Genomic DNA, 24,308 nt, shown 5'->3' with positions numbered 1-24,308 from the left:
TGGCCGCCCGGGACAATTTTCTTTCACATTTGGGAACCCACAATGGCACGTCCAAACATCCTTTTTATTCAGGCCGACCAGCTTGCAGCAAATGCGTTGAAAACATACGGAAACAAGACGGTGAAAGCGCCAAACATCGACCGCCTTGCGCAAGCAGGTGTAGTGTTTGAAAACTGTTATTGTAACTTGCCCATGTGTGGTCCGTCCCGCGCGTCGATGCATGCCGGAAAGCTGCCCTTCTCCATTGGCATGTATGACAATGCCAGCGAATTCCACGCCGATATTCCAACATTTGCCCATTACTTGCGCAGCATGGATTACCGGGTTGAAATGTCGGGCAAGATGCACTTTGTCGGCCCCGATCAGCTGCATGGATATGACAAACGCCATACGACAGAAATCTACCCGGCGAACTTTGCCTGGACCGTGGATTGGTCCAAAGGGCGCGAATACAAGCCCACGAACCTGACCATGGCACCCATTCTGGAAAGCGGCCCGGCAGTGCGCACCATGCAGATGGATTACGATGACGAGGTCGAATATCACGGCATTCAGGCGCTGTATGACCTGGCGCGCACGGGCGATGACCGGCCCTTTATGTTGACCGTTTCCTTTACCTCACCCCACTCTCCGTTCGTGATCGGACAGGAATACTGGGATCTCTACGACCATGATGAGATCGAGTATCCAGCAGTGCCACCACTTGAGCTAAACGAGATGGATCACCTCAGCCGCAACTTACATTATTGCCAGTCGCGCCACGAATTTACCGTCACCCCCGAAGATCGTCGAATGGCGCGCCATGGGTATTACGGCATGATCTCGTATATCGATGATAAAGTCGGCCACCTTGTGGAAGTTCTAGAAAAGACGGGTCAGATGGAAAACACCATCATTATCCTGACCGCCGATCATGGTGAGATGATGGGCGAGCGTGGCATGTGGTTCAAACAACACTTTTTTGAATGGGCCGCCAGTGTACCTTTCATCGTCTACGCGCCAAATCGGTTCAAACCAGCGCGGGTGAAAAAAAACATCTCACTGATCGATCTTCTACCAACACTCACAGACCTTGCCGCTGACGGCGCGTTCCAGGATTTTGCGTCGCCCATAGATGGCCAATCCCTGGTCCCTGCCCTGAACGGAGACACATCTACACTGTCGGATGTCGCGATCTCGGAGTTTGCGGCCGATGGTTCAACCGGGCCCAGCCGAATGGTTAAAAAAGGGCCGTGGAAGCTCATGTGGCTCGAAGGTGAAGACACATTGCTCTATAATATCGACGAAGATCCCACCGAGGTGAGAAACCGCGCGAACGATCGTGACTGCACCGAGATCCGGGCCGAGCTTGAGGCTATCTTGTTCGATGGTTGGAATCCGGAGGAATTAAAAACAACCATTCGCGCCAGCCAGGTTCGCAGGCTTGCAATTCACAACGTGACAGGTGGGGATCCGACATATGTTCATACAGTTCGCCACGATGATGGTGAACGCTACATCCGCAATGCAGGGGCGGCAGACACCAAGGCGCGGGCGCGTCTACCTTACGTGGCTCCGGCAAAGCCAGATCGGGCGTAAATGCACCGCATGACTATACCCTTGTTGGCGCAGGCACTGCGGGGTTCTTTTGCGTCGCATCTGCCTTCGGACCAAAGTACCGACCGAGCCAATTGAAATGGAACGCGCTGGCCACCGTAGATATCGAAGAAAATCCGTTGATCCTTTAAAAGGACACCAGGGCTAACCGTCACAGATCAGCCCAAATTACACTTTGCTTTCCGGTGGACGAAACCGGACGTTGCCACGCCTCATTATTATTGGCGTCAGCGTCGTGGTTAGATGGGCGGTTTTGTCGCAAACTTCGCCCCTACCTGTCAGTTCGACTGCATTTCTGGTAGCGCGTGCTCTAAATGACAGGAGCAGACCGTGACGATCTTATTTAAAGGCGCGCATTTTCCGAAGGACGTGATATTGCACGCGGTTTTCTTCTACCTGCGCTACGGTGTTTCCTATCGGGATTTGGAAGAAATCATGGCGGAACGCGGCGTTGATCTGGATCACGCAACGCTGAACCGGTGGGTCAGTCGATATGCCGGCCTCATTGCTGAAACAGCGCGGTATAGAAAGCGTCCCGCAGACCGTTCGTGGCGCATGGATGAAACCTATGTGAAAGTGAAAGGCGAATGGGTTTACCTTTACCGAGCGATCGACAAACACGGGAAGACCTTAGATTTCATGTTGTCCGAGCGCCGGAACAAGGCCGCTGCGACGAGGTTCTTCGCCCGCGGTCTCGAGGTGAACGGATTGCCGCGCAAGATCGTTATCGACAAAAGTGGTGCCAACACAGCTGGCATTAAGGCGATCAACAAGATGCTGAAAGGCTTTGGTTGCCCGATCCCGATCGAGATAGTGAGGCGGAAATACCTCAATAACATCATTGAACAAGACCATCGTTTCATCAAACGACGGATCAGACCGATGCTGGGATTCAAATCTTTCGCCTCAGCCGCATCTGTCCTGGCAGGCATAGAACTGGTCAACATTATCCGCAAAGGTCAATTCACGCCCGGACTCCGTCCCTTTCAACAATTCGCCCAACTGGCAGAGTAAACCGCTCACCAATTCCACTGATGCTCTGCCATCTAAAAGTTTGCGACAGAACCATCGAAAACAGCGCCCTACTTCACACCGGCAACCTTCAATTTTAGGTTTCAGCGAAAATCTTTCAGAAAGAAATCCTTGCTCCTCCGATAGTTTCAATAAGCGGGGTTAGATGAGATTTGTAGTTTAGCCATTTTTCCTTTGAGGACTTGTACAGCGGCTGGCGCACTTGCTGAACGCTGGCGGTACGAACTCGCCGCGCATCTTTGTGAAATTCAAGGCAGCGATCATCCCATTCAAGACCACAAAAGGCGATCAGGCGACGCGCTTCAAACTCAATGTTCTCGACCAGGTTTTCATAGTGAACGGTGTGAAAACTGCCCGACGGAAGGATATCATTCCAGTGTTGCATGACGCGAACATAGGCGTTGAAGTACCGGCCAAGCTCGACCTGGTCATAGCTGTGATACTGGCTGCGCTGAAAAACCCGTGTGAAACAGGACAGGCACGTATCCATTGGATTGCGCGCGACATGCACGATCCGTGCGTTGGGCATGATCGCATGTATTAGACCAACCATCAGAAAATTCGCCGGCATCTTATCGACGATAAACGGTTTACCAGGCGCGTGCGCGTCAAGCTGCTGGATATATTGTTGGGCGCGTTTCGAAATCTCGTGATCCGGCAGAGCGGCGATCAGACTGCCCGTTTTCTTGTTTCCACCGCGCAGCTGATCGGTAAACAGCTTGTGCATATAGCTCAACTCTCCGGCCCCAAAAACGTAGGGGTGGCTGGCGAGGATCGACTCGGTCAGCGTGGTTCCAGATCGGGGCATACCAACAACAAAGATCGGCTGGCTGCTATCCACAGAATTTTGGCGGAGCTTTTGGACCAGCTCTGGCGTAAACATTGAAATCAGATCGTCGGCGGTTTCCTCGATCTGGTCCGCGTCAAAATCGATAATGCTGCGCTTTAGCGCGGCCCCTTTTGCAAAATGCTCAAAAGCGCTGTCGTAGCGCTTGAGGTCCTCATAGCATTTCCCCAAGGCGTAGTGATACGAAACCGATTGTTCGGGCGGCAACTTGTCGACCCCGGGCAACGCGGCCACAAGAGCCTGAAAATCAGGGTTGTCTTCGGCAACCTTGTCCAACCTGACCAACGCGATCTGCGCATTCAGACGGGCCTTGTCCCTTTCAGCCGCCTTGTTGAACCAACTGCGAGCGGCGTCAAAGTTGCCCCGCTCCATCTCCAGATGCCCCAATGCGATCATCGTGGCCGAAAAATCTGGTTTTAGTTCAAGGGTCTTTTCGTAATTGGCAAAACCGGCCTCAAGGTCGCCAAGGTGCGATTTGCAGACGGCGATATAGTGATACGCAGGTGCGTGGCTGGGGTCTAAACGCTGCGCTTTTTCAGCCTCGACAAGGGCAAGTTCATGCAGGTTTTTCTCGGTCAGAACCTGTGCAAGCCCGACATAGGATTCGGGCTTCTTTTCATCCAGCGAAATTGCATTCCGAAAACAGCGTTCGGCTTCGTCCCATTCGCACTGCAAAACGTGTAACCGCCCCCGATTGCGATGCAGCTCTGCGGAAACATGTCCCTTGCCAAGGTAATCATCTGCCAACTCTGTGGCCTCTTCCGACTGTTCAGCTTCGATCAATACGGAAATGAGGTTGTTGACACTCTCCAGATAGCCCGGGCGCAGGTCCAGCACCCGGCGGTAGAATGAAATTGCCCCTTCTCTGTCCTCGTTGTCGCGCGCGATCGATCCCAGATTATTCAACGCCGCAATCAGATCGGGGTTTAGGGCCAACGCTCTTTTCTGACAGGCTTCGGCTTCGGACAGTTCACCCATATCATAATAGGCCAACCCAAGGTTTGAATGCGCGTTTGCAACCCCCGGAGCAAGCTGAACCGCACGTTTGCCGACCCTGAGTGCTTCTTCGGGTTTTCCGTTCGTGCGCAATACCTCGGTAAAATTTGACAGGAACCCGGCATTGTCTGGCTGCAATCGGATCGCTTCGCGCATGGCATTTTCGGCAGGCCCGGTCTGACCGGTTTGAAACGCAACTACGCCAAGCAGTTGATGCGCAGGGGCATATTCGGGCGCAGCCTTGAGGACTTGGTTCAGAACCTTGACAGCTTTGTTCAATTGCCCTGTTTCAAATGCCTGAACACCTTGGTTATAGGCCTCTCCGATGGACAAAGTCTGGTTTTTTGGCATTCAAGTAGCTCCGGGCTGGCGCATGATAGCAACCTGATACCAAGCGCCGTCAAATTGCCACATTGTGTTGCAGTTTTCCTACGAATTTCCAACAGCAATAGACCATCTTATGCAATGCATAATTGGTGGATTGCATATATGTTAACGACTTTTTAACAGTTCATAAGCGGAGCCGATCGCGAATACGCGGCAAGCTTCGACAAAAAAAGACAAAAAAATCTAACGGGATAGTAAATGTCTAAAAATGGGTCGGGGGTGAACGCCCCCAAGCTCCGTGGGGGGCGTCTTTTCAAGTGGAAAGGCCAAATTGTCAGTGCGGCTCCTGCTGCGTTGTTGGCACAGGTATCGATGGTTGCACTGACTGCCGGGGACGTACGTGCGGATACGATCTCGAATGTGGTGACGACGCCTCAGGTTTTCGCAACCGATGCGGATCACGAAGTGACGGCAAGCGGCGCGATTGAGATTACATCTTCGACGGCCGCCGCCCTGACGATCACTACGGATTACTCAAGCACGTTTACCAATAACGGGTCGATTTCGGTCACTGCCACCGACACGGATACGGCGACGGGCCTGCGCCTGGATGGCGGCCTGCTTGAGGGCGGCGAACTGGTGAACAACGGCTCCATATCGCTGGATATTACGGGCTCTGACCCTCAGGATATTTATGCAGTCCAGGTCAATGGTGATGTCGCCGGTTCGATCGTGAACAACGGCACCATAGAGGTCGATGTGCAATCGACTGATGGGGACATCGAAGCCTGGGGTATCTATGTCGATGGAAACCTTACAGAGACCGGCGAAATCTTGAACACCGGCACGATAAGGGTCGATGGACTTATCAACACCTCTGCAGGAAGCACCGCGTCAATCTACGGTATCGCCGTTGATGGCGACGTTGGCGGCTCCATCCGAAACACGGGCACAATCGATGTACGCGCCAGATCCTTCGCCGACGATTACGCCTATGCCTGGGGCATCTATGTCGAGGATGACCTGCTAGAGACCGGTGAGATTGTGAACTCGGGCACCATAAAATCGATTGCCATCACCACCGTTGACAGTACTGCATCTGCATTCGGGATTTTCGTTGATGGCGATGCGTCCGGTGTGATCTTGAACACGGGCACTCTGGACATTTTCGCATCTGCTCCAACGACCTATGAGGCGATCGCCTATGGCATTGCTGTCGATAGCGATCTGTCCGGCCGGATTGAAAACAGCGGTACGATCAAAGTAACTGCCTTGGCGGTTGAATCCGACGCTTCGGCATATGGTATCTTCGTCGATGATGATATGCTGGAAGGCGCAACCATCATCAACAGCGGCACGATCACTGCATTCGCAAGTGCCGATACCGATGATGAGGCCTATGCAGGCGGCTTTTACCTCGAAGATCTGGTTGAAGGCACCGTTATCAACTCGGGCACGATCACCGGAACTGCGCTTTCTCTTAATACCGGTGACGAGGCGACAGCTTCGGGCATGTATATTGGCGATGACGTTTCGGGAACGGTCACCAACTCGGGGACCATGACCTTGCGCGCCGAGGCTGCCGAAGACTCGGCAACTGCCGCAGGATTTTATCTGACAGACAATCTGAGCGGTACCATCACAAACTCGGGCAATATCACGGCCACCGCCATCTCGCGGGATACCGAGGCCGAAGCCTACGGCGTATACGTCGACGAAACCGCAACCGGAGACATCTCGAACTCGGGCAATATCACGGTCACCGCCCAGGGTGGGATGGATGGCGGTGGACTATCGCCGGACCAGTCAACGGCAATCGGTATCTACGCCAATGACATGCAGGGATCGTTCTCGAACACCGGACAGATCACTGTTCATGGGACCGGTTCTGCCGGGACACGTGCTGCCGGTATCCAATTCGACAACTTTGACGGCACGATCGACGGCCTGGGAACCATCCGGGTTTCCGGCAATGACGAGGTTTATGCCGTTTATCTCGGGACGGGTTCGGGCACGCTTAACGCTGACACCAATGATGATGTCGACGGCGTCATACGGGTCGACGCGCACAACGTAAATCTCGACGCGCAGGGCGGCAGCGCTGTGTTCAACTTTGAAGACGCCACGCCCGGAGCGGGTGTTTTCACGACCACCGTGTCCGAAGAGGGCTCTGCCTGGTTCGTGCAGGATGAGGGCGGAGCAGCACCAGTATATGCCGCTGTAGATGCTGATGATTTTGCGGTTTCAGGCGACGTCGTCGCCTTTTACGGCAGCGTCGTAGGCAGCAGTGGCAACGCGCTGAACTATGCACCGTCAGAGCAGGTTGCGCAGGGGTTCACCTTTGCGGGCTTCAGGCCATTTGCGATGATCGATGCACAGTATCGAGAGTTCGACCCTGAAACCGGCAGCGATCTGGACGTATCGCTTTTCAGCGGCAGCGCCGGGATTACCGGTCAAATGGACAACGGCATTGCGTTGGCTGTTGGCATGGGCGTGTTCTCGGCGGACGGAGATAACGAGTCCGCGGACTTTGACACGACCGGCTTTTTTCTTGACGCCGCCGTGGGTCGACAGATTGGTGCCTATACGCTTGAAGCTGGGTTTGGCTATGGCTGGCTCTCGACAGACCGCACCCGTCAAATCAATGGCAGCGATGATGCTCATGCCGATTATGACAGCAGGCTGTTGACAGCGCATATCGCGGTCGAACGCGGGTTCGACGTCAGTGGTGATTTCGGGCTGCTCGGATTTGCGAACGCGCGCTATACCAACCAAAAGGACGATGGCTACACCGAAACACGCTCAAGCGCCAACGCCACGGTCGGAGATGTCACCACCGAAGTCATCGAAGCCCAACTGGGTGTAGAGGCTGAAAAGCAGTTCGGTAATGGCGGTATCCTAAGCGGGCAGCTCAGCGGTGTTCTGCGGCGCGATCTGGGAACAACAGATGCTGATGTGACCGTATTCTCATCGACTCAGTCGCTGATATTTGCATCTACCGACTTCACCGGCGCTCGTGTCGCGGTTGGCTACGAGCAAGATATTGTTGAGGACATTCAGCTTGAACTGAATGCCGAACAGGAAATCGGCAGCGACGCCCAGGGCCCCTTCCTTCGGGCGGGACTTCGCTGGTCGTTCTAAATAATAAAATCTCCGCGGCACCCGGGACGGTGCCGCGGAATTCCAATTGGTCGAACTCACGCATTGCGGGACAAAGCAGCCTTTGGAAAACAGGACTGCAGACGCACCATCTGCGCATGGCTCAGCCAGAGAAGATCAGATATGTCACCGCTCATTCTTCGAACGATGAATCACGCCGCAAAGCGGATATCAATGGATCCCGAACCTAGTTTTCAAACGCCACATCAAAACCCCAGATTTGCTGCAGATAGCCTAAAGTCGCTTCGGACGCCTTTTTGTTCAACGGCACACCATTGCGCACGGAGTGATTTAACCTGAGGTGACGATCGCCCATCAAGTCTACGTCAACGATCTGAATATCGGGATCGTGTTCCGAAACGTCGAAACCGTGCGCCAAGGTGTCGCGCACTTGGTGATAACCGCGCTCGTCATGAATTGCGTCGACTGTGTAGAAAGGTTTCCCCTCGTCATCGGTCAGTGAAAACATGCGGAATCGGCGCATGACATTAGGGCTGAGGAACTGTTGCACGAAGCTCTCGTCCCGATAGTTGGCCCATGCATCCTTTAATACATCGCGCCACGCGCCGCTTCCTGCTATGTCCGGAAACCATTCCCGGTCCTCCTCGGTCGGGTCGGTGCAGATGCGCTGGATATCCTGCATCATCGCGAAACCCAGCGCATAAGGGTTGATCCCCATCGCGTTCGGAGCGTCAAAGCCGGGCTGCGTCAACACATTGGTATGACTGTGCAATATTTCCAGCATGGCGCCATCGGTCAGCAGACCGGCGCGGTGCAGCTCGTTGGTAATGTAATAGTGAACGAAGCAGGCGCATCCTTCATTCATCACTTTGGTTTGGCGCTGCGGATAGAAATACTGTGCTATGTTGCGAACGATACGCAAAACTTCACGTTGCCAAGACTCCAGAATCGGGCTGTGGCGTTCAACGAAATAAAGCAGGTTTTCTTCTGGCAACCCCATTTCACGCTTGCGTTTCCGCGCCTCTTCATCGGTTTTCGATGACTGTGTGGGATGATCGAAGGCGTCCCACAAATAGTGTACCGCCCGTTCCTCTTCGATACGCCGCTCACGCTGTCTGGTTCTCTCATCCGCGAGCGATGAGTGGGGCGGGCGCCTATGCCGGAAAACGCTGGACGGCATGAGCGCGTGGGCGGCGTCCAGCAATTGCTCAACCTCGCGTTCCCCGTGCTGTTCTTCGCATTGGGCAATAAAGCCGCGCGCGTAGTCGAGGTAGTCGAGAATACCCTGTGCATCACTCCACTGGCGAAACAGGTGATTGTTCTTGAAGAAATGATTGTGCCCAAAGGCCGCGTGGGCAATCACAAGGACCTGAAGCGCCATAGTGTTGTCTTCGAGGCAGTACGAAATACAGGGATCGGAATTGATGACGATCTCATAGGCAAGACCGTTTGCGCCCTTGCTGTAGGCTTTTTCTTCGTGAACGAAACGCTTCCCGAAGGACCAGTGCCTATACATGAGCGGCATCCCGGTCGACGAATAGGCATCCAGCATTTGCTGATACGAGATGATTTCTATCTGGTTGGGATAGACGTCAAGTTCTAGATCATCAATCGCCACACATTCGATCGCGGCAAAGCTGCGCTGGATGGTCTCGAAATCCCATTCCGCTCCGTCAAACAGCGGCACCCTAACTTCGGTCCGATCAGCCATTGGAAACTCCGTTCGTCTTGCGCGCAAACAACTCGTGCAGAACAGGGTAGATGTCACTGGCGCGCGCGATCCGTTTCATGGCGAAGTTTGGCCAAGCCTCTGCGACCTGTCGGTACGAGCGCCACAGCTCCATACCATTGTCTGCGCTGTTCATCAGATTGGCTTCGGTCTCGTCGACGATCTCCGTATAGGCGAAATATTGGCACCACTTCATCAGTTCACTGTTCAGCAGGTCGGCGCACAGTTGCGAATCTCCGCTGAAATTTTCACCATCCGATGCCTGCGCGGCATAGATATTCCACAGTGCGGACGGATAGCGGGCTTCGATAATCTTTTTCATCTCGTTAAGCGCGCTGCTCACGACCGTCCCACCGGTTTGGCGGGAGTGAAAGAAGGTATCTTCATCGACTTCCGCGGCAATCTGCGTGTGGCGGATAAATACTAGTTCGATCTTGTCGTAGCGTTGCTTGAGAAAAAGATGCAGGAGGACGAAGAACTGCTTAGCAAGGCTCTTCTCCCGCTCTCCCATCGAGGCCGAAACGTCCATCAGGCAGAACATCACCGCATTAGCTGCCGGTTCGGGGCGCATCTCGAAATACTTGTAACGTACGTCCAGCGGATCAATGTAGGGAATGATCTTGCGTCGCCGTAGCATCTTGTCGAGCTGCTCGCGCAGCAACTGCCTTTCCGCCTTTCGCGCCGCATCTGGTTTTCCCAACGCCTCTAGTTCTTCAACCTGTTGCGTAAGAGCCTGTATCTCGGTGTTTGTCGGGCGCCGCATTGCGAGACGTCGCCCGAACGCATTGCGCATTGTTCGCGAAACACTGAGGTTGGCGGGCGTCCCAGCGGCAGTATATCCCATGCGGTGCGGTTTGGAGACGGCAACCTCTTTCAGACTGCGTTTTACCATGTCAGGCAGTTCGAGATCCTCGAAGAATATGGAAAGAAACTCGTCCCGCGACAGGACGAACATGAACTCGTCTTCGCCCTCTCCATCGGGTGCCCCTTCACGTCCGCCTTGCCCATCCTGACCCGACGGGGGTTTCTTAAGCCGGTCACCTGCCTTGAACGTCTTGTTTCCGGTTAGAACCCGGTGTCTGGAACCACCTTTGCTGTCATGTTGAAAATGCGGCTCCCCGATCCCTTCTGACGATACCGAGATATTTTCCTGCTGGTCGACATCAGCGATTTTCCGACGCCGGACACTTTCGTCAACCGCCTCTTTGACGGCTGATCGAACCCGACGCAGAAACCGCCTGCGGTTCCCAAGGTTCTTATCCTTGGGGTTTAGCCTTCGATCGATGAAATGGGCCATTTGAGCATAGACTCCTCATCCTGCCTTGTTGACCCGCATGTACCATTCAACCAGGCGCCTGACCTGACGGCGCGTATAGCCGCGGCCGATCATGCGATCAATAAACTCGTTATGCTTGGCTTCGGTTTCCTTGTCCCGCTTAGCGCCAAAGCTGATGACAGGCAGAAGATCCTGAATTTGGCCGAACATGCGCTTTTCGATAACCCTTCTCAGCTTTTCATATTTGCGCCAGTCAGGGTTTCGACCGCTATTGTTGGCCCGCGCGCGCAGCACGAATTTGACCACTTCGTTTCGGAAATCCTTGGGATTGGAGATTCCGGCCGGTTTTTCGATCTTTTCAAGCTCCTGTTCCAGAACGCCGCGATTGAGAATCTGGCCGGTATCCGGATCCTTGAAGTCCTGATCTTCGATCCATGCATCTGCAAAAGAGATGTATCTGTCAAAAAGGTTCTGACCAAAGTCAGAATAGGATTCCAGATAGGCTTTTTGGATCTCGTTGCCGATAAATTCCGCGTATCGGGGCGACAGATCGTCTTTCATGAAAGATAGATACCGGCTTTCAATCTCGTCGGGGAATTGCTCGCGTTTCACCGCCTGTTCAAGAACATAAAGCAGATGAACCGGGTCGGCGCCCACTTCCTCGGTGTCGTGATTGAAGGTCTCGGACAGCACTTTGAAGGCAAAGCGGGTCGATGTGCCCGTCATCCCCTCGTCCACCCCGGCCGCATCCCGATATTCCTGCACTGACCGCGCTTTGGGATCGGTATCCTTCAGTGTTTCACCATCATAGACGCGGAGCTTAGAAAATGTTGGCGAATTTTCATGCTCTTTTAGCCGAGTCAAAACACTGAACTGGCTCAGGATAGTCAGCGTCTCGGGTGCGCAGGGAGATTCACCTAGGCTGCTTTCCTCAAGCAACTTCTCGTAAATCTGGGATTCATCCGAGGCACGTAGGCAATAGGGAACCTTGACCAAACTGATCCGATCCAGAAAGGCCTCGTTGTTCTTGTTGTTTTTGAACTGCTGCCATTCCGCTTCATTCGAATGCGCAACTATCACACCCTGGAAGGGGAAAGCACCGATATTCTCCGTACCAGCATATGACCCCTCTTGCGTGGCGGTCAGCAACGGATGCAAGACCTTGATCGGCGCCTTGAACATCTCAACGAATTCCATCAACCCCTGCGTGGTGCGGTTCAGAGCACCGGAATAGGAATAGGCGTCTGGGTCGTTCTGGCTGAATTCCTCCAGCTTGCGAATATCGAGTTTTCCGACAAGCGAAGAGATGTCCTGGTTGTTTTCATCGCCCGGTTCAGTCTTCGCAACGCAAATCTGGCGCAGTTTCGACGGGTAGAGTTTGACAACCGAAAATCTGGAAATATCGCCGTCAAATTCCTGCAGGCGTTTGACAGCCCAGGGCGAAATCAATCCGTTCAACAACCGTTTGGGGATATTGTATTTGTTATCTAGCAGATCCCCCATTTGCGCACTGTCGAAAAGGCCAAGCGGCGACTCAAAGATTGGGCTGATCTGGTCATCCGCCTTCAGTACATAAATCGGCTGCCGCTCCATCAGGTTCTTAAGGATCTCGGCAAGCGTTGACTTGCCCCCACCGACTGGGCCCAACAGATAGAGGATTTGCTTGCGTTCCTCGAGACCCTGGCTGGCATGGCGGAAAAAGCCAACGATGCGCTCGATGGTTTCTTCGACGCCATATATGTCCTGGAAGGGCTTGTATCGCTTGATTGTTCGATTAAGAAATATGCGACTGAGCCGAGCATCCTGACTGGTATCAATAAGCTCGGGCTCGCCAATCGCGGCGATCATCCGCTCGGCTGCGGTAGCCCGCATAGTTGGGTCTTCACGACATTCCAGCAAATAGTCCTGCAATGTCATTTCGATGAGCTTTGTCCGCCCATACTCTTCTGCAAACTGCTCGAAAATCTCCATTTTCAAAAATTCCTCTAGGTTTCGTACTCCTTCGTCCCAGCGCGCTAAGTTCATCCTAGTCTACCACAAAACTGGTCCGTAATTGTCTAATTTCTAATCACAATTTGTTTCCCGTTCGTTGCTCCGTTGAAACTAGTATTCTTTGAAGCCTGCAATACCTACCTCTACGCGACCTTTTTTGCCGGCTTGGTCGCGCCGACGTTCTATCCTCGATTTGGGTTTTCCCCGGCCGGTAAGCAGACGCCGTATCCTGAACTCCTGGCAGCCCCGGAAGCACTAATTGCACTTGAACTGGCGGCAGACTAAGTCGAGACCGCATAGCGGCAAAACAATTGCGATCAAACTGTTCATGTACTCGCATTTTGGGGAACACATCACAGCACGGAAGACGCCACATTCCATCCTTAACTCAAAGTAAAAACCAGACATTCAATTTAGCAAGTTGAATGTCTGGTTTTGCGGGGCCGCATCGCAGCGCAGGGGATAGTGACGCATGTCGGCTCTGGGCCGATCCTGGGTGGCCAGCGAACGCAGTCTTGATGCGATACTTCACAATCCGCACTGAATGATTGTCAGCAATTGAACCCCAAGTTCACATTCGTCTGACTCCACCGATTTACTGAGTTTGTCGAAGGAGGGCTCGGAGTTAAACACAGCGAAGCCATGCAGAACGTGCCAGCAACCTCTTTCTGCAATATGCGGTCCCCTTTTCCTTCTGGATCATACACCAGCACGAGCCAACGTTTCTCGAAACGAAGCTCAGCTAAGCTGGTGTTGAAGGAACAACAAGATAGGTGCAAGTTTTTGCGTTTTTCTTATGCTTGTACACTCCACACTCGCGAGCATTGGGCTGAACGACGGATGTCAGAGGTCGATCGCAAACTAACCACCATTCTCGCCACCGACGTTGTCGCATTCACCAACATGATGAGTCGGGACGAGCCCGGTGCGCTGCATGCCCTGAAAAACTGTCTTGGACAAATTGTAGACTGCATTCGCGAACACTATGGCCGCGTGTTTGGAGGCGCCGGTGATTCACTGATTGCCGAATTTTCCAGCCCGTCTTCGGCGGTGAAGTGCGCAGTCGATTTCCAGAACAAGATTGCGGCCCGCAATCGTGACTCTTTGAAGCAGCAACGTATGTGGTTCCGTGTCGGCATCAATCTGGGTGACGTGATGATCGACGGGGACAACCTGTATGGAGAAGGGGTCAATATCGCAAGCAGGTTGGAGGAATTGCGCGAAAAACATCCGAGTCTCTCAGGGTTAACAAAACGGCCAATAATGTTTGGACGAACTACGAACAGGCTGCATTTCGAAGAGGCGTTTGAAGCAATTGGGCTACGGAGCTGATCTGACGGGAGTTCTTAGGCTTTCGATGATTGCCTTGACGAGTCCGCATTTCTGCAAAGCAAAGTCGCTCTCACTATGCGAGGTGAAAATTACTCTACGTCGAGCAGAACGTTTTGATGGGGGTCAAAATGAAGCTCAGTGCATTGGAAATCTGTTGCATACTTCTGGCGGGCGCAGTGGCTGTGGCCGGGTTTGCGGAAGCTGCAAGTGCGCTGATATCGGATATGTGAGTAAAAAAGGGAGGTAGAGTGTCTCGTCAACACTCAGTGCTTCAAGCCAACCGCATGACCAGTTCCACTTCCCCATCAACAATTCTACCCGTTGGGCGAAAGCCAAACTTGGTATAGAGCGGCATAGCGCCACCTGGTTCATCAACAACGCTGACGATCAGGTTTGAACGCCCCCTTTCGCACGCTAACGACTTTGCGAATTCCAAAGCCGCTCTACCATGCCCACGACTCTGATGGGCCTGGTCGACCATTAAACGCCAGATGTAAATCCCGTCTGGGTCATCGCCTTCGTCAAGATCCGCTTCAGGGTGGGACATATCAACAACTGCCAGCAGTCCGACCGGAGTAGATTGCTCCCAAACACCGTAGATTTCCGACCCTGGTTCAAAGACGGACTGCGCCATGGTCATTAAGTTTGATGCAACGAACGTGGCCTGACCGTCGCGCACCTTTAGTCCAGCCAGTGGCCGTAGGGTATCTCGGGAGAAAGGGCGGAATTCGGGCATGGGCTATACCTGACAGAACACCTCAAGATCGAGAAGCTTTGGACATGCCCGATCGGAACCAGCTACCAGAATCGCGTGATCTCGGGTATGAAGTCTCATATCGATTTTTTCTTTGAGGTATTGCCATGACCATTGTCCGCACTCCGACCGAGTACCATGCTGCGCTCCGAGAGATCGAGTATCTGTGGGGATCCGAGCCGGATACGGAAGAGGGCAAAAGGCTCAAAGAATATTTGGCTGCTGTGGATCATTACGAACGAATTTCCAAAGTGACACCTGACGTGCGGGCCATTGCTTGATTCCGCGACTGTGTCTCACCGTGGGTGGCACTCAGCGTATCGGGAGAATGGATATGAACAGAAACTACCTAGTTATCGCCGCAGTGCTGGTTGTTTTACTCTTTGGCCTCACAATGATGAGGTCAGTTGAAGAGGACGCAGAAAGTGAAGAAGCCGCCCCAGCTGCAGAAACGGAAACAACAACTACTGCGGATTGAGCGCCCCACATGACCTTATGTGCGTGTTACGGAGTAGAGAGCGTCCGAACCAGACCAATTTGTCAAAAGTAGTAGTGGCGATAGAAAAAGGGGTCCTGCATGTAGTCAGTGTAATGGCCAGTTTCTCGAAGGTCTTTTGCGACTTGAGCATCGGTCTCCCTTTGCTTCTTTCGCGCCAGTTTTTTTCTTTTACGTCTCGTACGCCTTGTTTCTGGTGAAGCGAACAGGGCGCCCCAAAAGTTTCTGCAAATTTCTTTGTCTGTAAAAGTCATTTTAGTTCCTCTCGCGGTTTGCAGTGTATCCATGGCTTTTAACTGGCACCTACAAGTTGGTAGATCTCTTCCAAATCATTAAGAAAAGTACATCGAACAATCCGCTTCGGGATCGTTTCGGTAGGGCCGGGTTTTAAGATGCATCACTTTGCAAACCACTTCGAAAATCTTGTTGAGAACTACGGACTACTCATACTTTTCCCGACGATTTTTTTTGAGACCTTTGGCCTGCCTCTCCCTGGAGAAAGCGCTTTGGTGGCCGCATCGGTGCTTGCAGCAAAAGGAACTCTGAACATTTTCGCGGTTGCAGCGGTTGCCAGTCTTGCGGCCATAGCTGGCGACAATGTTGCATACCTGATTGGGCGTAGATATGGCCGCGCAATCATCTTAGCGTATGGATCTCGTTTCGGCATTACCGAGACGAAGTACGAGGCCGCAGAACGCGCGACAAACAAATATGGTGCCTATGTAGTGGTTTGCGCGCGCTTTATTGTATTGCTGCGGCAGTTAAACGGCTTGGTTGCTGGCTCAGCTAACATGCCGTGGGTAAAGTTCTTTTTGGCAAATGTTGCGGGCTCTTTGCTTTGGGCACTCTTCTGGACAACTATTGCATACCAGTTCGGACATCGCGTCTCGCTACTACCCGATGCCCTGCATCATGTTTTACTGATGGGTGCCGTCCTGGTTACTGTGGCTTTGGTGCTGGTGCTTGTATTTGGACGGAGGGCTCTATTGAAGCGAAAAGCAATAGCAAAGAAACAACCTGGAGCAAGTTGAGCGCAACTGCTTCGCAGCATTTTCTTTGGCTTAAAGCGTTTAATTGCTTTACTGATTTGGCATTAATTGCTTGGAGAGATAGATGAAACGTTTCGTCGTAATTCCATTTATTGCTGCTTTAGCAGCATGCGATACCCCAACTGATATTGAAGGCACCGCCATAGATTCGGGCGGTGAAACAGCAACTATCAAAGGGCTTAATACTTCTACACCGACCGATGCCGAACAAACCAACGCCGAAGTTCAGTGCAGTGGGCCTGCCACATTCGAAAGCGCAACTCCCGTAGGAGATGGCTTTTACGACCTGAAGTTTACATGCGATTAACCGAAGAAGTTTCGCTGTGGTAGTACGAATTTGGATGGGCAGGACTGCTCGCAAATATGAAGACGAGTAGGAGCGCCTTCTCACAAAGGGTTCTTCAGGCCCATCGCCGTCCACAAGACCCGAGTAAATCTAGGATGCATTGCAGGGCTATCTCGTTAAAGAGCACCCGGTCCGGTTTCCATAGAAAAGACCAGCCCAACCAATACAGGGCTGACCGATTGTTAATCTGACCTCAGATATGCAGGGCTTGACCCAAAGCCTTCAGACAAGCTTCTTGCAAGCCTTCAGATTGGGTCGGATGAGCGTGGATGCTTGCGCCGATGTCCTCAAGGCAGGCACCCATTTCGATGGCGATCGAAAAGGCGGCCGAAAGTTCCGACATCTGAGCACCGACAGCCTGAATGCCTACCACCGCGTGATCGCTTTCGCGCCAGACCACACGGACAAACCCATCTTCACGTTCGCATGTCATGGCCCGACTGTTGGCTGCCAACGGAAAATCTGTGGCCTTTGTGCCTTCAATCTCGTCAGGCAGAGCGCCACAGGTGACGATCTCGGGGTCGGTAAAACAGACTGCTGGGATCGCGCATTTGTCCCACTCGACGGTGTGACCCGCGATATGTTCGGCAACCATTTCGCCCTGCGCCATGGCACGATGCGCGAGCATGGGTTCACCTGTAACGTCTCCGATTGCATAAATGCCGCGCATTGAGCTCTGACAGGTCTCGTCGATCTGGATGAACGGACCGTCCATAGTTAGCGACAGCTCTTCAACCCCGATGCCCTGCGTGCGTGGGCGGCGACCAACCGTTACCAATACTTTGGCGGCTGTAATTTCGCCCTGATCCGTGGCCAAAACACCATCGGAAAAGCTCTGCGCCCTGGCGCCGGTCATAACCGTGACATTCAGAGCCGACAGACGTTTAGCGACCGGTCCAGTCAGCGCTTTGTCATAGGTGGGCAGGATGCGGGATTCGGCCTCGACCACCGTGACCTTGGTACCCAGTTTGGCAAAGGCCGTGCCCAATTCCAGCCCTATATAACCGCCGCCAACAACGGCGAGGCTTTCAGGCACGTCACCCAGCGCCAGAACTTCGGTCGAAGACAGGATATCGCCGCCAAATGGCAGGAAAGGGAGTTCGACCGGGGCTGAACCCGATGCGATGACGATGTATTCAGCAGTGATTTCACGGCTCTCGCCATCTGTATCGCTGACCGACACGGTCTTGCCATCCAAAAACCGGGCGCGGCCCGAAACGAACCTGACTCTGGCCTTTTTCATCAGACCCGAAACACCGGTATTCAGCCGTTTGACGATACCGTCTTTCCAGGCAACGGTCTTGGCGAGGTCGATATTCGGGGCAGCAGTGGTGATGCCCAGCGGGCCGTCATTCACCGCCGTAATCCGGTGAAACTCATCGGCTGCGTGGATAAGCGCCTTAGAGGGGATACAACCCACATTCAGGCAGGTGCCGCCGGGCTTGGCCTCGTCCACCACGATCGTGTCGATGCCCAACTGACCCGCACGAATGGCGCAGACATAGCCGCCGGGTCCAGCGCCGATGATCAGCAACTTGCATTTCAGGTCCGACATTCAGCCCTCCACAAAAAGCATGGCCGGGGTTTCCAGCAGGGATTTCAGTTTTTGCACGAAGACCGCTGCATCCCAGCCGTCGACCACCCGGTGATCAAAGCTACATGAGATGTTCATCATCTTGCGCGGCTGGAACTGCTGACCGTCCCAGACCGGACGAATCTGCATTTTGTTGACGCCCACAATGGCTACTTCGGGGTGATTGATGATCGGCGTGGTAGCCAGCGCACCCAAGGGCCCGAGCGAGGTGATGGTGATGGTGCCGCCCTGCAACTCCTCGCGCTTGATCGTGCCCTCGCGGGCGGCTTCGGCCAAGCGCGTCAGCTCAGCGGCATTGTCCCACAGGCTGCCGGCTTCGGCATGGCGGATTACCGGCACGTTCAGCCCGTTTGGTGTCTGGGTGGCGATGCCCACATGCACCCCGCCATGGCGATGGATGATGCCGGCCTCGTCATCAAAACGCGCGTTCAGTCCGGGCTGTTCGCGCACCGCTTCAACCATCGCGCGCATCAGGAACGGCAGAATGGTGAGTTTTGGCCTGTCGCCCTTGTGCTTGTCGTTCAGCGCCACCCGCAGGGCGTCGAGCGCCTCGATTTCGACCTCTTCAACGATGGTGATATGCGGAATCTGGCGTTTCGAAAGCTGCATCTTTTCGGCGATCTTGCGGCGCATGCCGATGACGCGCACCTCTTCGATGCCGGTATTGGCGCCACGGGTGATCTGACCCTGCTGAATTCCACCCGAGGCTATCCATTGGTCCAGGTCGCTGTGGCTGATCCGCGAGGCCGGACCGGACCCCGGCACCTGGCGCAAGTCGATCCCTTCTTCACGGGCACGAGCGCGTACGGAGGGTGAGGCCAGCGGCTTGGTGCCTTTGGCGCGTGCAACCGCAGGAGCGGCCCGCTCGGGTGCCTTTTCGGGTTCAGGCTTGGGCTCGGCCTTTGGCTCTGGATCAGTTTCCGGCTCAACGTCGGTCGCCTCGGCCACAGCAGGCCCGTCGCCTTCGTTGCCTTCGCCGTCGACCTCGATACGGATCAATGTGGCACCAACGGCCATCAACTCGCCGATCTCTCCACCCAGTTCAAGAACCTTGCCATCTACGGACGAAGGCACTTCGACCGCAGCCTTGTCGGTCATCACCACAGCCAGAGTATCGTCTTCCCTGACAATATCGCCGGGTTTGACCAGCCATTCGGTCAACTCGGCTTCGGCGATCCCTTCGCCAATGTCCGGCAGGCGGATGATATGTACGCCCATGGCTCAGTCCTCCATGACGGTATTGAAGGCTTCACCCACCCGCGCGGGACCCGGGAAATACTGCCATTCCTGCGCGTGCGGATAAGGTGTATCCCACCCGGTGACGCGGATAATTGGCGCTTCGAGGTGATAGAAGCACTCCTCTTGCACAAGGCTCAGCAACTCGGCACCAAAGCCGCAGGTGCGCGTGGCTTCATGCACGATCACGCAGCGGCCGGTTTTCTTCACCGAGGTGGTGATCGTATCCAGATCCAACGGCATGAGTGTCCGCAGGTCGATCACCTCGGCGTCAATGCCAGTTTCTATTGCGGCGGCTTCGGCGACGTAAACCATGGTCCCGTAGGTCAAGACGGTCACATCCGCACCCTCGCGGGTGACCTTGGCCAGGCCAAGAGGCACGATCTCTTCGCCTTCTGGGACGTCACCTTGGACGTGCTTTTTCCAGGTTGTCAGCGGCTTGTCGTGGTGCCCGTCAAACGGCCCGTTGTAAAGCCGCTTGGGTTCCAAAAAGATCACCGGATCGGGGTCGGCGATCGACGCAAGCAATAGCCCCTTTGCGTCCGCAGGGTTGGACGGCATCACCACCTTGAGGCCCGACACATGGGTAAACAGTGCCTCAGGGCTCTGGCTGTGGGTCTGACCGCCGAAAATACCGCCGCCAGTGGGCATGCGGATGACAAGCGGACAGGTGAAATCGGCGTTCGAACGGTGTCGCAAACGCGCGGCTTCACTCACGATCTGGTCATAGGCGGGGTAAACATAATCGGCGAACTGAATCTCGATCACCGGTTTCAAACCGTATGCGGCCATGCCGATTGCGGTGCCAACGATACCGCTTTCGTTGATCGGCGCATCGAAACAGCGGCTCTTGCCGTATTTTTCCTGCAAACCGGCGGTGCAGCGGAAGACACCACCGAAAAAGCCCACGTCCTCACCAAACACCACCACTCGGTCGTCGGCACCCATGGCCACGTCATGGGCATCGCGAATGGCTTCGATCATTGTCATTTGAGCCATCTCTCAATACCCCGCTTGCTGGCGCTGACGGATCAGATGCGACGGCATCGTTTCATAGACACCCTCGAACATGTCACGTGGCGACGGTGCCTTGCCGTCGCCCAGAGTGCCGACACTCTCGGCCTGTTTTTGCGTCGCAATGACTTCATCCATGATTTCGGCCTCGGCCTGTGTATGGCGTTCGTCAGACCACTCGCCGATCGCAATCAGATGCTGTTTCAGCCGCGTTATTGGATCGCCCAACGGCCAGGCGCTGGCTTCTTCGCCCGAGCGATAGGCTGAGGGGTCGTCCGACGACGAATGCCCGCCAGCACGATAAGTCACGTACTCAATCAAGGTCGGACCCAGCCCACTGCGCGCACGTTCGGCAGCCCATTTGGCGACAGAATGAACGGCCAGGTAATCGTTACCATCAACGCGAAGTGAGGGGATTCCAAACCCATGTCCGCGCGCGGCAAATGTGCCTACGCCGCCTCGGGCGATCCCCTGAAAGGTCGAGATAGCCCATTGGTTGTTGACGATGTTCAGAACCACCGGGGCCTTATAGGTGGAAGCAAATACCATAGCCGCATGAAAATCGCTTTCTGCGGTTGAACCGTCACCGATCCAGCCGGCGGCAATCTTGGTATCCCCTGAAATAGCCGAGGCCATGGCCCAGCCAACCGATTGCACGAATTGCGTGCCCAGATTGCCCGAGATCGAAAAGAATCCGTGCTCTTTCGAAGTGTACATGATTGGCAACTGCCGACCGTGTAGCGGGTCATCGGCATTGGAGTAGATTTGGTTCATCATCGTCAGCATCGGGTAATCCACTGCAACCAGCAGACCGGCCTGACGATATGTCGGAAAGTTCATGTCTCCGGGTTGCAACGCACGAGAGAAAGCACAGCTGATTGCCTCCTCACCTAGGTGCTGCATATAGAAACTTGTCTTGCCCTGACGCTGTGCCATCAGCATGCGTTTGTCGAAGGCGCGCAGGGTCAGCATATGGCGTAAGCCGGTTCGCAGTTCATCAGGCGTCAACGCATCTGCCCAATCACCGATGGCCTGTCCCTCTTTGTTTAAAACCCGAACAATCGAAAAAGCCATGTCGCGAATGTCATCCGCGGCCACGTCGACCGGCGGCCGGAGGACCTCACCAGCCCGGGGGATTTCGAAATCCGAGAAATCCGGTGTATCGCCTGGGCGGCAGCCCGGTTCAGGGACGTTCAGCGAAAGCGGTTTGGTTGTATCGCTCATGCCGCCCCCTCCTGTCGGTGATCACATGCACGATCCAGAATGTCACCGACAATCTGATCGGCGACCCGTGTGGACGATTGGCCGGTGCGTTTCGAGGTTTCGAGGATCTCAGCAATTCGAATCGCGATCTCCTCAAGCCTGGCCTGGCGATATGCCTCACCAGCCTTGTGAATTTCACTGGCCACGCTGATGATGCCGCCTGCATTGACCACATAATCAGGCAGATAGCGTATTCCACGAGCGCTAAGGACCTCAGCGACAGAGTCTTCGGCTAATTGGTTGTTGGCCGCGCCACAGACCAGCCGCGCAGACAGTTTCTGCGCGGTTTCATGGGTCAGAATACCACCCAGAGCGCAGGGCGCGAAAATGTCCATCTGCGTGTCAAAGACCTGATCAACGGGGCAGATATCCGCACGCAGCCGGTCGCGGGCCTGGCCCAACTCGGCCTGATTGATGTCTGACACGATCAACGACGCCCCCGCTGCATGCAGTTTATCCGCCAGGCTCATGCCCACGTGGCCCAGACCCTGCACCAGCACGCGGCGACCGGTTAGGTCGTCACTTCCGAACGCGTCGCTGGCACCAACCTTTAAGCATTGGAAAACCCCTTCGGCGGTAAAGGGTGACGGGTCGCCGCTGCCGTGCTCACCCCCTTCAAGACCAACCGCAAATTCCGTTTCCTCAGCCACAATCCGAATGTCTTCGGGCGAGAATCCCACATCTTCGGCCGTATAATACCGCCCCTCCAGCGTATCAATCGCGCGGCCAAATGCACGCAGCATTGCCGGAGTTTTGTCTTCGCGGGCATTGCCGATGATCACTGATTTGCCACCGCCCAACCCGAGGCCAGCCATGACGTTCTTGGCCGTCATGCCGCGTGCCAGTCGCAACACGTCCTCACGCGCAGCTTCCCGGCTGTCGTAAGCCCACATTCGGCAGCCGCCCGCCGCTGGGCCGCAAACCGTCGAATGCAGACAGATGTAAGCCTGCAGTCCGTTGCTGGTGTCCTCGGCAAAGATCAGACGTTCATATCCGGGCGGCGGAGTTTCTTCGCTGATGATCAGGGGCATGATTTCACCATTCGTTTGTATGGTAGGAGTGTCGTCAATTCGATCCATCGGGATCATCACTTCCAGCCTATGGCCCTGTGCCGGGTTGAAAAACCGCTTTTCCAAGGTATTCTGAAACAAAGTGAGTGTTTTTCACTACATATTAAAGGAACAATAGTGCCTTATTCTACTGATCAAGTGGATCGAGAGATTCTTCGAGCGTTACAAGAGGATGGACGCATGTCATTGGTCCAACTTTCGGAACGCATTGGCCTGTCCGCCACGCCTTGCAAACGCCGGTTGGCGCGCCTTGAGGAATCTGGGCTGATTTCGGGCTACAGCGTTCGCATAGACCGTAAAACGGCAGGCTTTCCGATCACAGCTTTCATCTCGGTTGAATTGGAGAGACAGGACGCCGAAAAAGTGGCCGACTTCCAGCGCCAGGTTGCGCTGTTTGACGAAGTGGTGACTGGAACGTTGATGACCGGCGCGCAGGATTTCCTGTTGGAAGTTGCCGTTGAAAGCCTTGAAGAGTTTGAGACGTTCCTACAGACGAAACTAATGCGCCTACCGGGATTACGTGTGGTGCGTTCACGGTTCGCTTTGCGCCAATTTATCAATCGAACGCGCATCCCATATTGAGAGCATAGCGAGTTTGATCTGCGCTCAATCTATCGCTATCAGAAGACAGCTCTTGGCGCGCGAGTTTCTTCAGGAAGTAAAGTGCAAGATTATTCACGGCCGCCATTTAAAACACATCTGTCAAATGGCAATCAAAACCGATACTTGCAGGTTTCTAACTTTTCTCCACCTGTATGCTAAGTGAGTCTGGTGCTGCATAGTCTACGTCTAAAGCAGTAGTGACGGGCCTACTGAGTATCGGAATACCTTAGACAAGTTGATAGCCCCATTGACTCAGAAAAAATGGGCCCAGGATTTCTCCCAGGCCCGATCTGCTTTCAGGCTGGTTGCCGTTTAAATTAAGATCAGGGTCTTCCGCAACTTCAGCCCGCTTCCGATCCCAAAGAAGGCAGTTCCGCCGTCGTTAAGAACCCCGAAAACTTCAACTGCGGTTTCGAGCAGGTTCTGGATAGACGCAGCGTCATTCACCGTATTGACGTGAGCGATTTCAAAGCGAACCTCGGCAACGTGCGTCATGTAGTCCGCCGGGGTAACGAAATTGACGTCGCGTTCAGCAACCTTGGTGCCAAATCCATAAGAAGGGTTCAGGCCGACACCAGCGTTGGAAACAACCAGGGCGCGACCATTGGCATCTAGCAGAGTGACTCGTGCTTAGAT

21 protein-coding genes are annotated in these 24,308 nt (G+C 54.3%); 9 read left to right on the top strand and 12 right to left on the bottom strand.

The genetic code is table 11. The annotated features are described in order from the left end of the window. Positions 1-42: 42 nt before the first annotated feature. Together betC and ACR0JB_RS09130 are read left to right on the top strand one after the other, a co-directional pair. A complete protein-coding gene (gene betC, locus ACR0JB_RS09135; protein WP_170395123.1) occupies positions 43-1,578 on the top strand; it encodes a choline-sulfatase in 1,536 nt (511 codons plus the stop codon). A gap of 348 nt (positions 1,579-1,926) precedes the next feature. Continuing rightward, entirely contained in the window at positions 1,927-2,610 is a 684-nt protein-coding gene (locus tag ACR0JB_RS09130) for an IS6 family transposase (protein ID WP_170395120.1), read from the top strand. Between the two features lie 115 nt (positions 2,611-2,725). Here the strand turns inward: ACR0JB_RS09130 and ACR0JB_RS09125 are convergent, their stop codons facing one another. Beyond that, entirely contained in the window at positions 2,726-4,822 is a 2,097-nt protein-coding gene (locus tag ACR0JB_RS09125; protein ID WP_170395117.1) for a tetratricopeptide repeat-containing sulfotransferase family protein, read from the bottom strand. 234 nt (positions 4,823-5,056) lie between these two features. On the opposite strand from ACR0JB_RS09125, the gene ACR0JB_RS09120 reads away from it, so the two are divergent. Beyond that, entirely contained in the window at positions 5,057-7,939 is a 2,883-nt protein-coding gene (locus ACR0JB_RS09120; protein ID WP_170395114.1) for an autotransporter outer membrane beta-barrel domain-containing protein, read from the top strand. Between the two features lie 205 nt (positions 7,940-8,144). Here the strand turns inward: ACR0JB_RS09120 and ACR0JB_RS09115 are convergent, their stop codons facing one another. From ACR0JB_RS09115 to ACR0JB_RS09105, 3 genes are read right to left on the bottom strand one after another with little or no spacing between them, the layout of a single operon-like run. Continuing rightward, positions 8,145-9,629: a SpoVR family protein gene (locus ACR0JB_RS09115; protein WP_170395111.1), complete on the bottom strand. Its 1,485-nt coding sequence runs from the start codon at positions 9,627-9,629 to the stop codon at positions 8,145-8,147. Then, the gene (locus tag ACR0JB_RS09110; protein ID WP_170395108.1) at positions 9,622-10,944 is read right to left on the bottom strand and encodes a YeaH/YhbH family protein; all 1,323 of its coding nucleotides are present in this window, start codon (positions 10,942-10,944) and stop codon (positions 9,622-9,624) included. Before ACR0JB_RS09110 ends, ACR0JB_RS09115 begins: the two co-directional genes overlap by 8 nt. Before the next feature lie 15 nt (positions 10,945-10,959). Beyond that, complete coding sequence (locus ACR0JB_RS09105) at positions 10,960-12,894, bottom strand: PrkA family serine protein kinase (RefSeq protein ID WP_170395105.1); 1,935 nt, start codon at positions 12,892-12,894, stop codon at positions 10,960-10,962. A gap of 861 nt (positions 12,895-13,755) precedes the next feature. On the opposite strand from ACR0JB_RS09105, the gene ACR0JB_RS09100 reads away from it, so the two are divergent. Continuing rightward, the gene (locus ACR0JB_RS09100; RefSeq protein WP_480789853.1) at positions 13,756-14,247 is read left to right on the top strand and encodes an adenylate/guanylate cyclase domain-containing protein; all 492 of its coding nucleotides are present in this window, start codon (positions 13,756-13,758) and stop codon (positions 14,245-14,247) included. Between the two features lie 271 nt (positions 14,248-14,518). Here the strand turns inward: ACR0JB_RS09100 and ACR0JB_RS09095 are convergent, their stop codons facing one another. Then, positions 14,519-14,983, bottom strand: coding sequence for a GNAT family N-acetyltransferase (locus ACR0JB_RS09095; protein WP_170395099.1), 465 nt, complete (start codon positions 14,981-14,983; stop codon positions 14,519-14,521). A gap of 125 nt (positions 14,984-15,108) precedes the next feature. Here ACR0JB_RS09095 and ACR0JB_RS09090 point away from each other — a divergent pair, with 125 nt between their 5' ends. Both ACR0JB_RS09090 and ACR0JB_RS09085 read left to right on the top strand, forming a co-directional pair. Beyond that, positions 15,109-15,282, top strand: coding sequence for a transcriptional regulator (locus tag ACR0JB_RS09090; protein ID WP_170395096.1), 174 nt, complete (start codon positions 15,109-15,111; stop codon positions 15,280-15,282). Between the two features lie 53 nt (positions 15,283-15,335). Next, complete coding sequence (locus ACR0JB_RS09085; protein WP_170395094.1) at positions 15,336-15,479, top strand: hypothetical protein; 144 nt, start codon at positions 15,336-15,338, stop codon at positions 15,477-15,479. A gap of 62 nt (positions 15,480-15,541) precedes the next feature. On the opposite strand, the gene ACR0JB_RS09080 is transcribed toward ACR0JB_RS09085, so the two are convergent. Continuing rightward, on the bottom strand, positions 15,542-15,751 hold the full coding sequence (locus ACR0JB_RS09080) for a hypothetical protein (protein ID WP_170505901.1): 210 nt from the start codon (positions 15,749-15,751) through the stop codon (positions 15,542-15,544). Positions 15,752-15,889: 138 nt separating this feature from the next. Here ACR0JB_RS09080 and ACR0JB_RS09075 point away from each other — a divergent pair, with 138 nt between their 5' ends. After that, positions 15,890-16,528 carry a DedA family protein gene (locus ACR0JB_RS09075; RefSeq protein ID WP_170395091.1) on the top strand — a complete coding sequence of 213 codons (639 nt, stop codon included), beginning with the start codon at positions 15,890-15,892 and terminating at the stop codon, positions 16,526-16,528. Positions 16,529-16,610: 82 nt separating this feature from the next. Further along, positions 16,611-16,853, top strand: a complete 243-nt coding sequence (locus tag ACR0JB_RS09070; RefSeq protein WP_170395088.1) for a hypothetical protein — start codon at positions 16,611-16,613, stop codon at positions 16,851-16,853. Between the two features lie 232 nt (positions 16,854-17,085). Here ACR0JB_RS09070 and lpdA read toward each other — a convergent pair whose 3' ends face one another. From lpdA to ACR0JB_RS09045, 5 genes are read right to left on the bottom strand one after another with little or no spacing between them, the layout of a single operon-like run. Beyond that, positions 17,086-18,447, bottom strand: a complete 1,362-nt coding sequence (lpdA, locus tag ACR0JB_RS09065; protein WP_170395086.1) for a dihydrolipoyl dehydrogenase — start codon at positions 18,445-18,447, stop codon at positions 17,086-17,088. Continuing rightward, positions 18,448-19,704 carry a dihydrolipoamide acetyltransferase family protein gene (locus ACR0JB_RS09060; RefSeq protein WP_170395083.1) on the bottom strand — a complete coding sequence of 419 codons (1,257 nt, stop codon included), beginning with the start codon at positions 19,702-19,704 and terminating at the stop codon, positions 18,448-18,450. A gap of 3 nt (positions 19,705-19,707) precedes the next feature. Next, positions 19,708-20,721, bottom strand: coding sequence for an alpha-ketoacid dehydrogenase subunit beta (locus ACR0JB_RS09055; RefSeq protein ID WP_480789852.1), 1,014 nt, complete (start codon positions 20,719-20,721; stop codon positions 19,708-19,710). A 3-nt stretch (positions 20,722-20,724) separates the two neighbouring features. Then, the gene (locus ACR0JB_RS09050) at positions 20,725-21,960 is read right to left on the bottom strand and encodes a 3-methyl-2-oxobutanoate dehydrogenase (2-methylpropanoyl-transferring) subunit alpha (RefSeq protein WP_170395078.1); all 1,236 of its coding nucleotides are present in this window, start codon (positions 21,958-21,960) and stop codon (positions 20,725-20,727) included. Continuing rightward, positions 21,957-23,030, bottom strand: a complete 1,074-nt coding sequence (locus ACR0JB_RS09045) for a Glu/Leu/Phe/Val dehydrogenase dimerization domain-containing protein (protein WP_170395075.1) — start codon at positions 23,028-23,030, stop codon at positions 21,957-21,959. The genes ACR0JB_RS09050 and ACR0JB_RS09045 overlap by 4 nt, the downstream gene beginning before the upstream one ends. Before the next feature lie 153 nt (positions 23,031-23,183). On the opposite strand from ACR0JB_RS09045, the gene ACR0JB_RS09040 reads away from it, so the two are divergent. Continuing rightward, positions 23,184-23,651, top strand: a complete 468-nt coding sequence (locus ACR0JB_RS09040; RefSeq protein ID WP_170395295.1) for an Lrp/AsnC family transcriptional regulator — start codon at positions 23,184-23,186, stop codon at positions 23,649-23,651. Positions 23,652-23,984: 333 nt separating this feature from the next. Here ACR0JB_RS09040 and ACR0JB_RS09035 read toward each other — a convergent pair whose 3' ends face one another. Next, entirely contained in the window at positions 23,985-24,167 is a 183-nt protein-coding gene (locus tag ACR0JB_RS09035) for a hypothetical protein (protein WP_170395073.1), read from the bottom strand. Positions 24,168-24,308 lie beyond the last annotated feature (141 nt).

Source organism: Ruegeria sp. BI7 (assembly GCF_056537925.1).
Note: the sequence above shows the minus strand (reverse complement) of the source record. Positions and strands in the feature narration are given on the sequence as shown.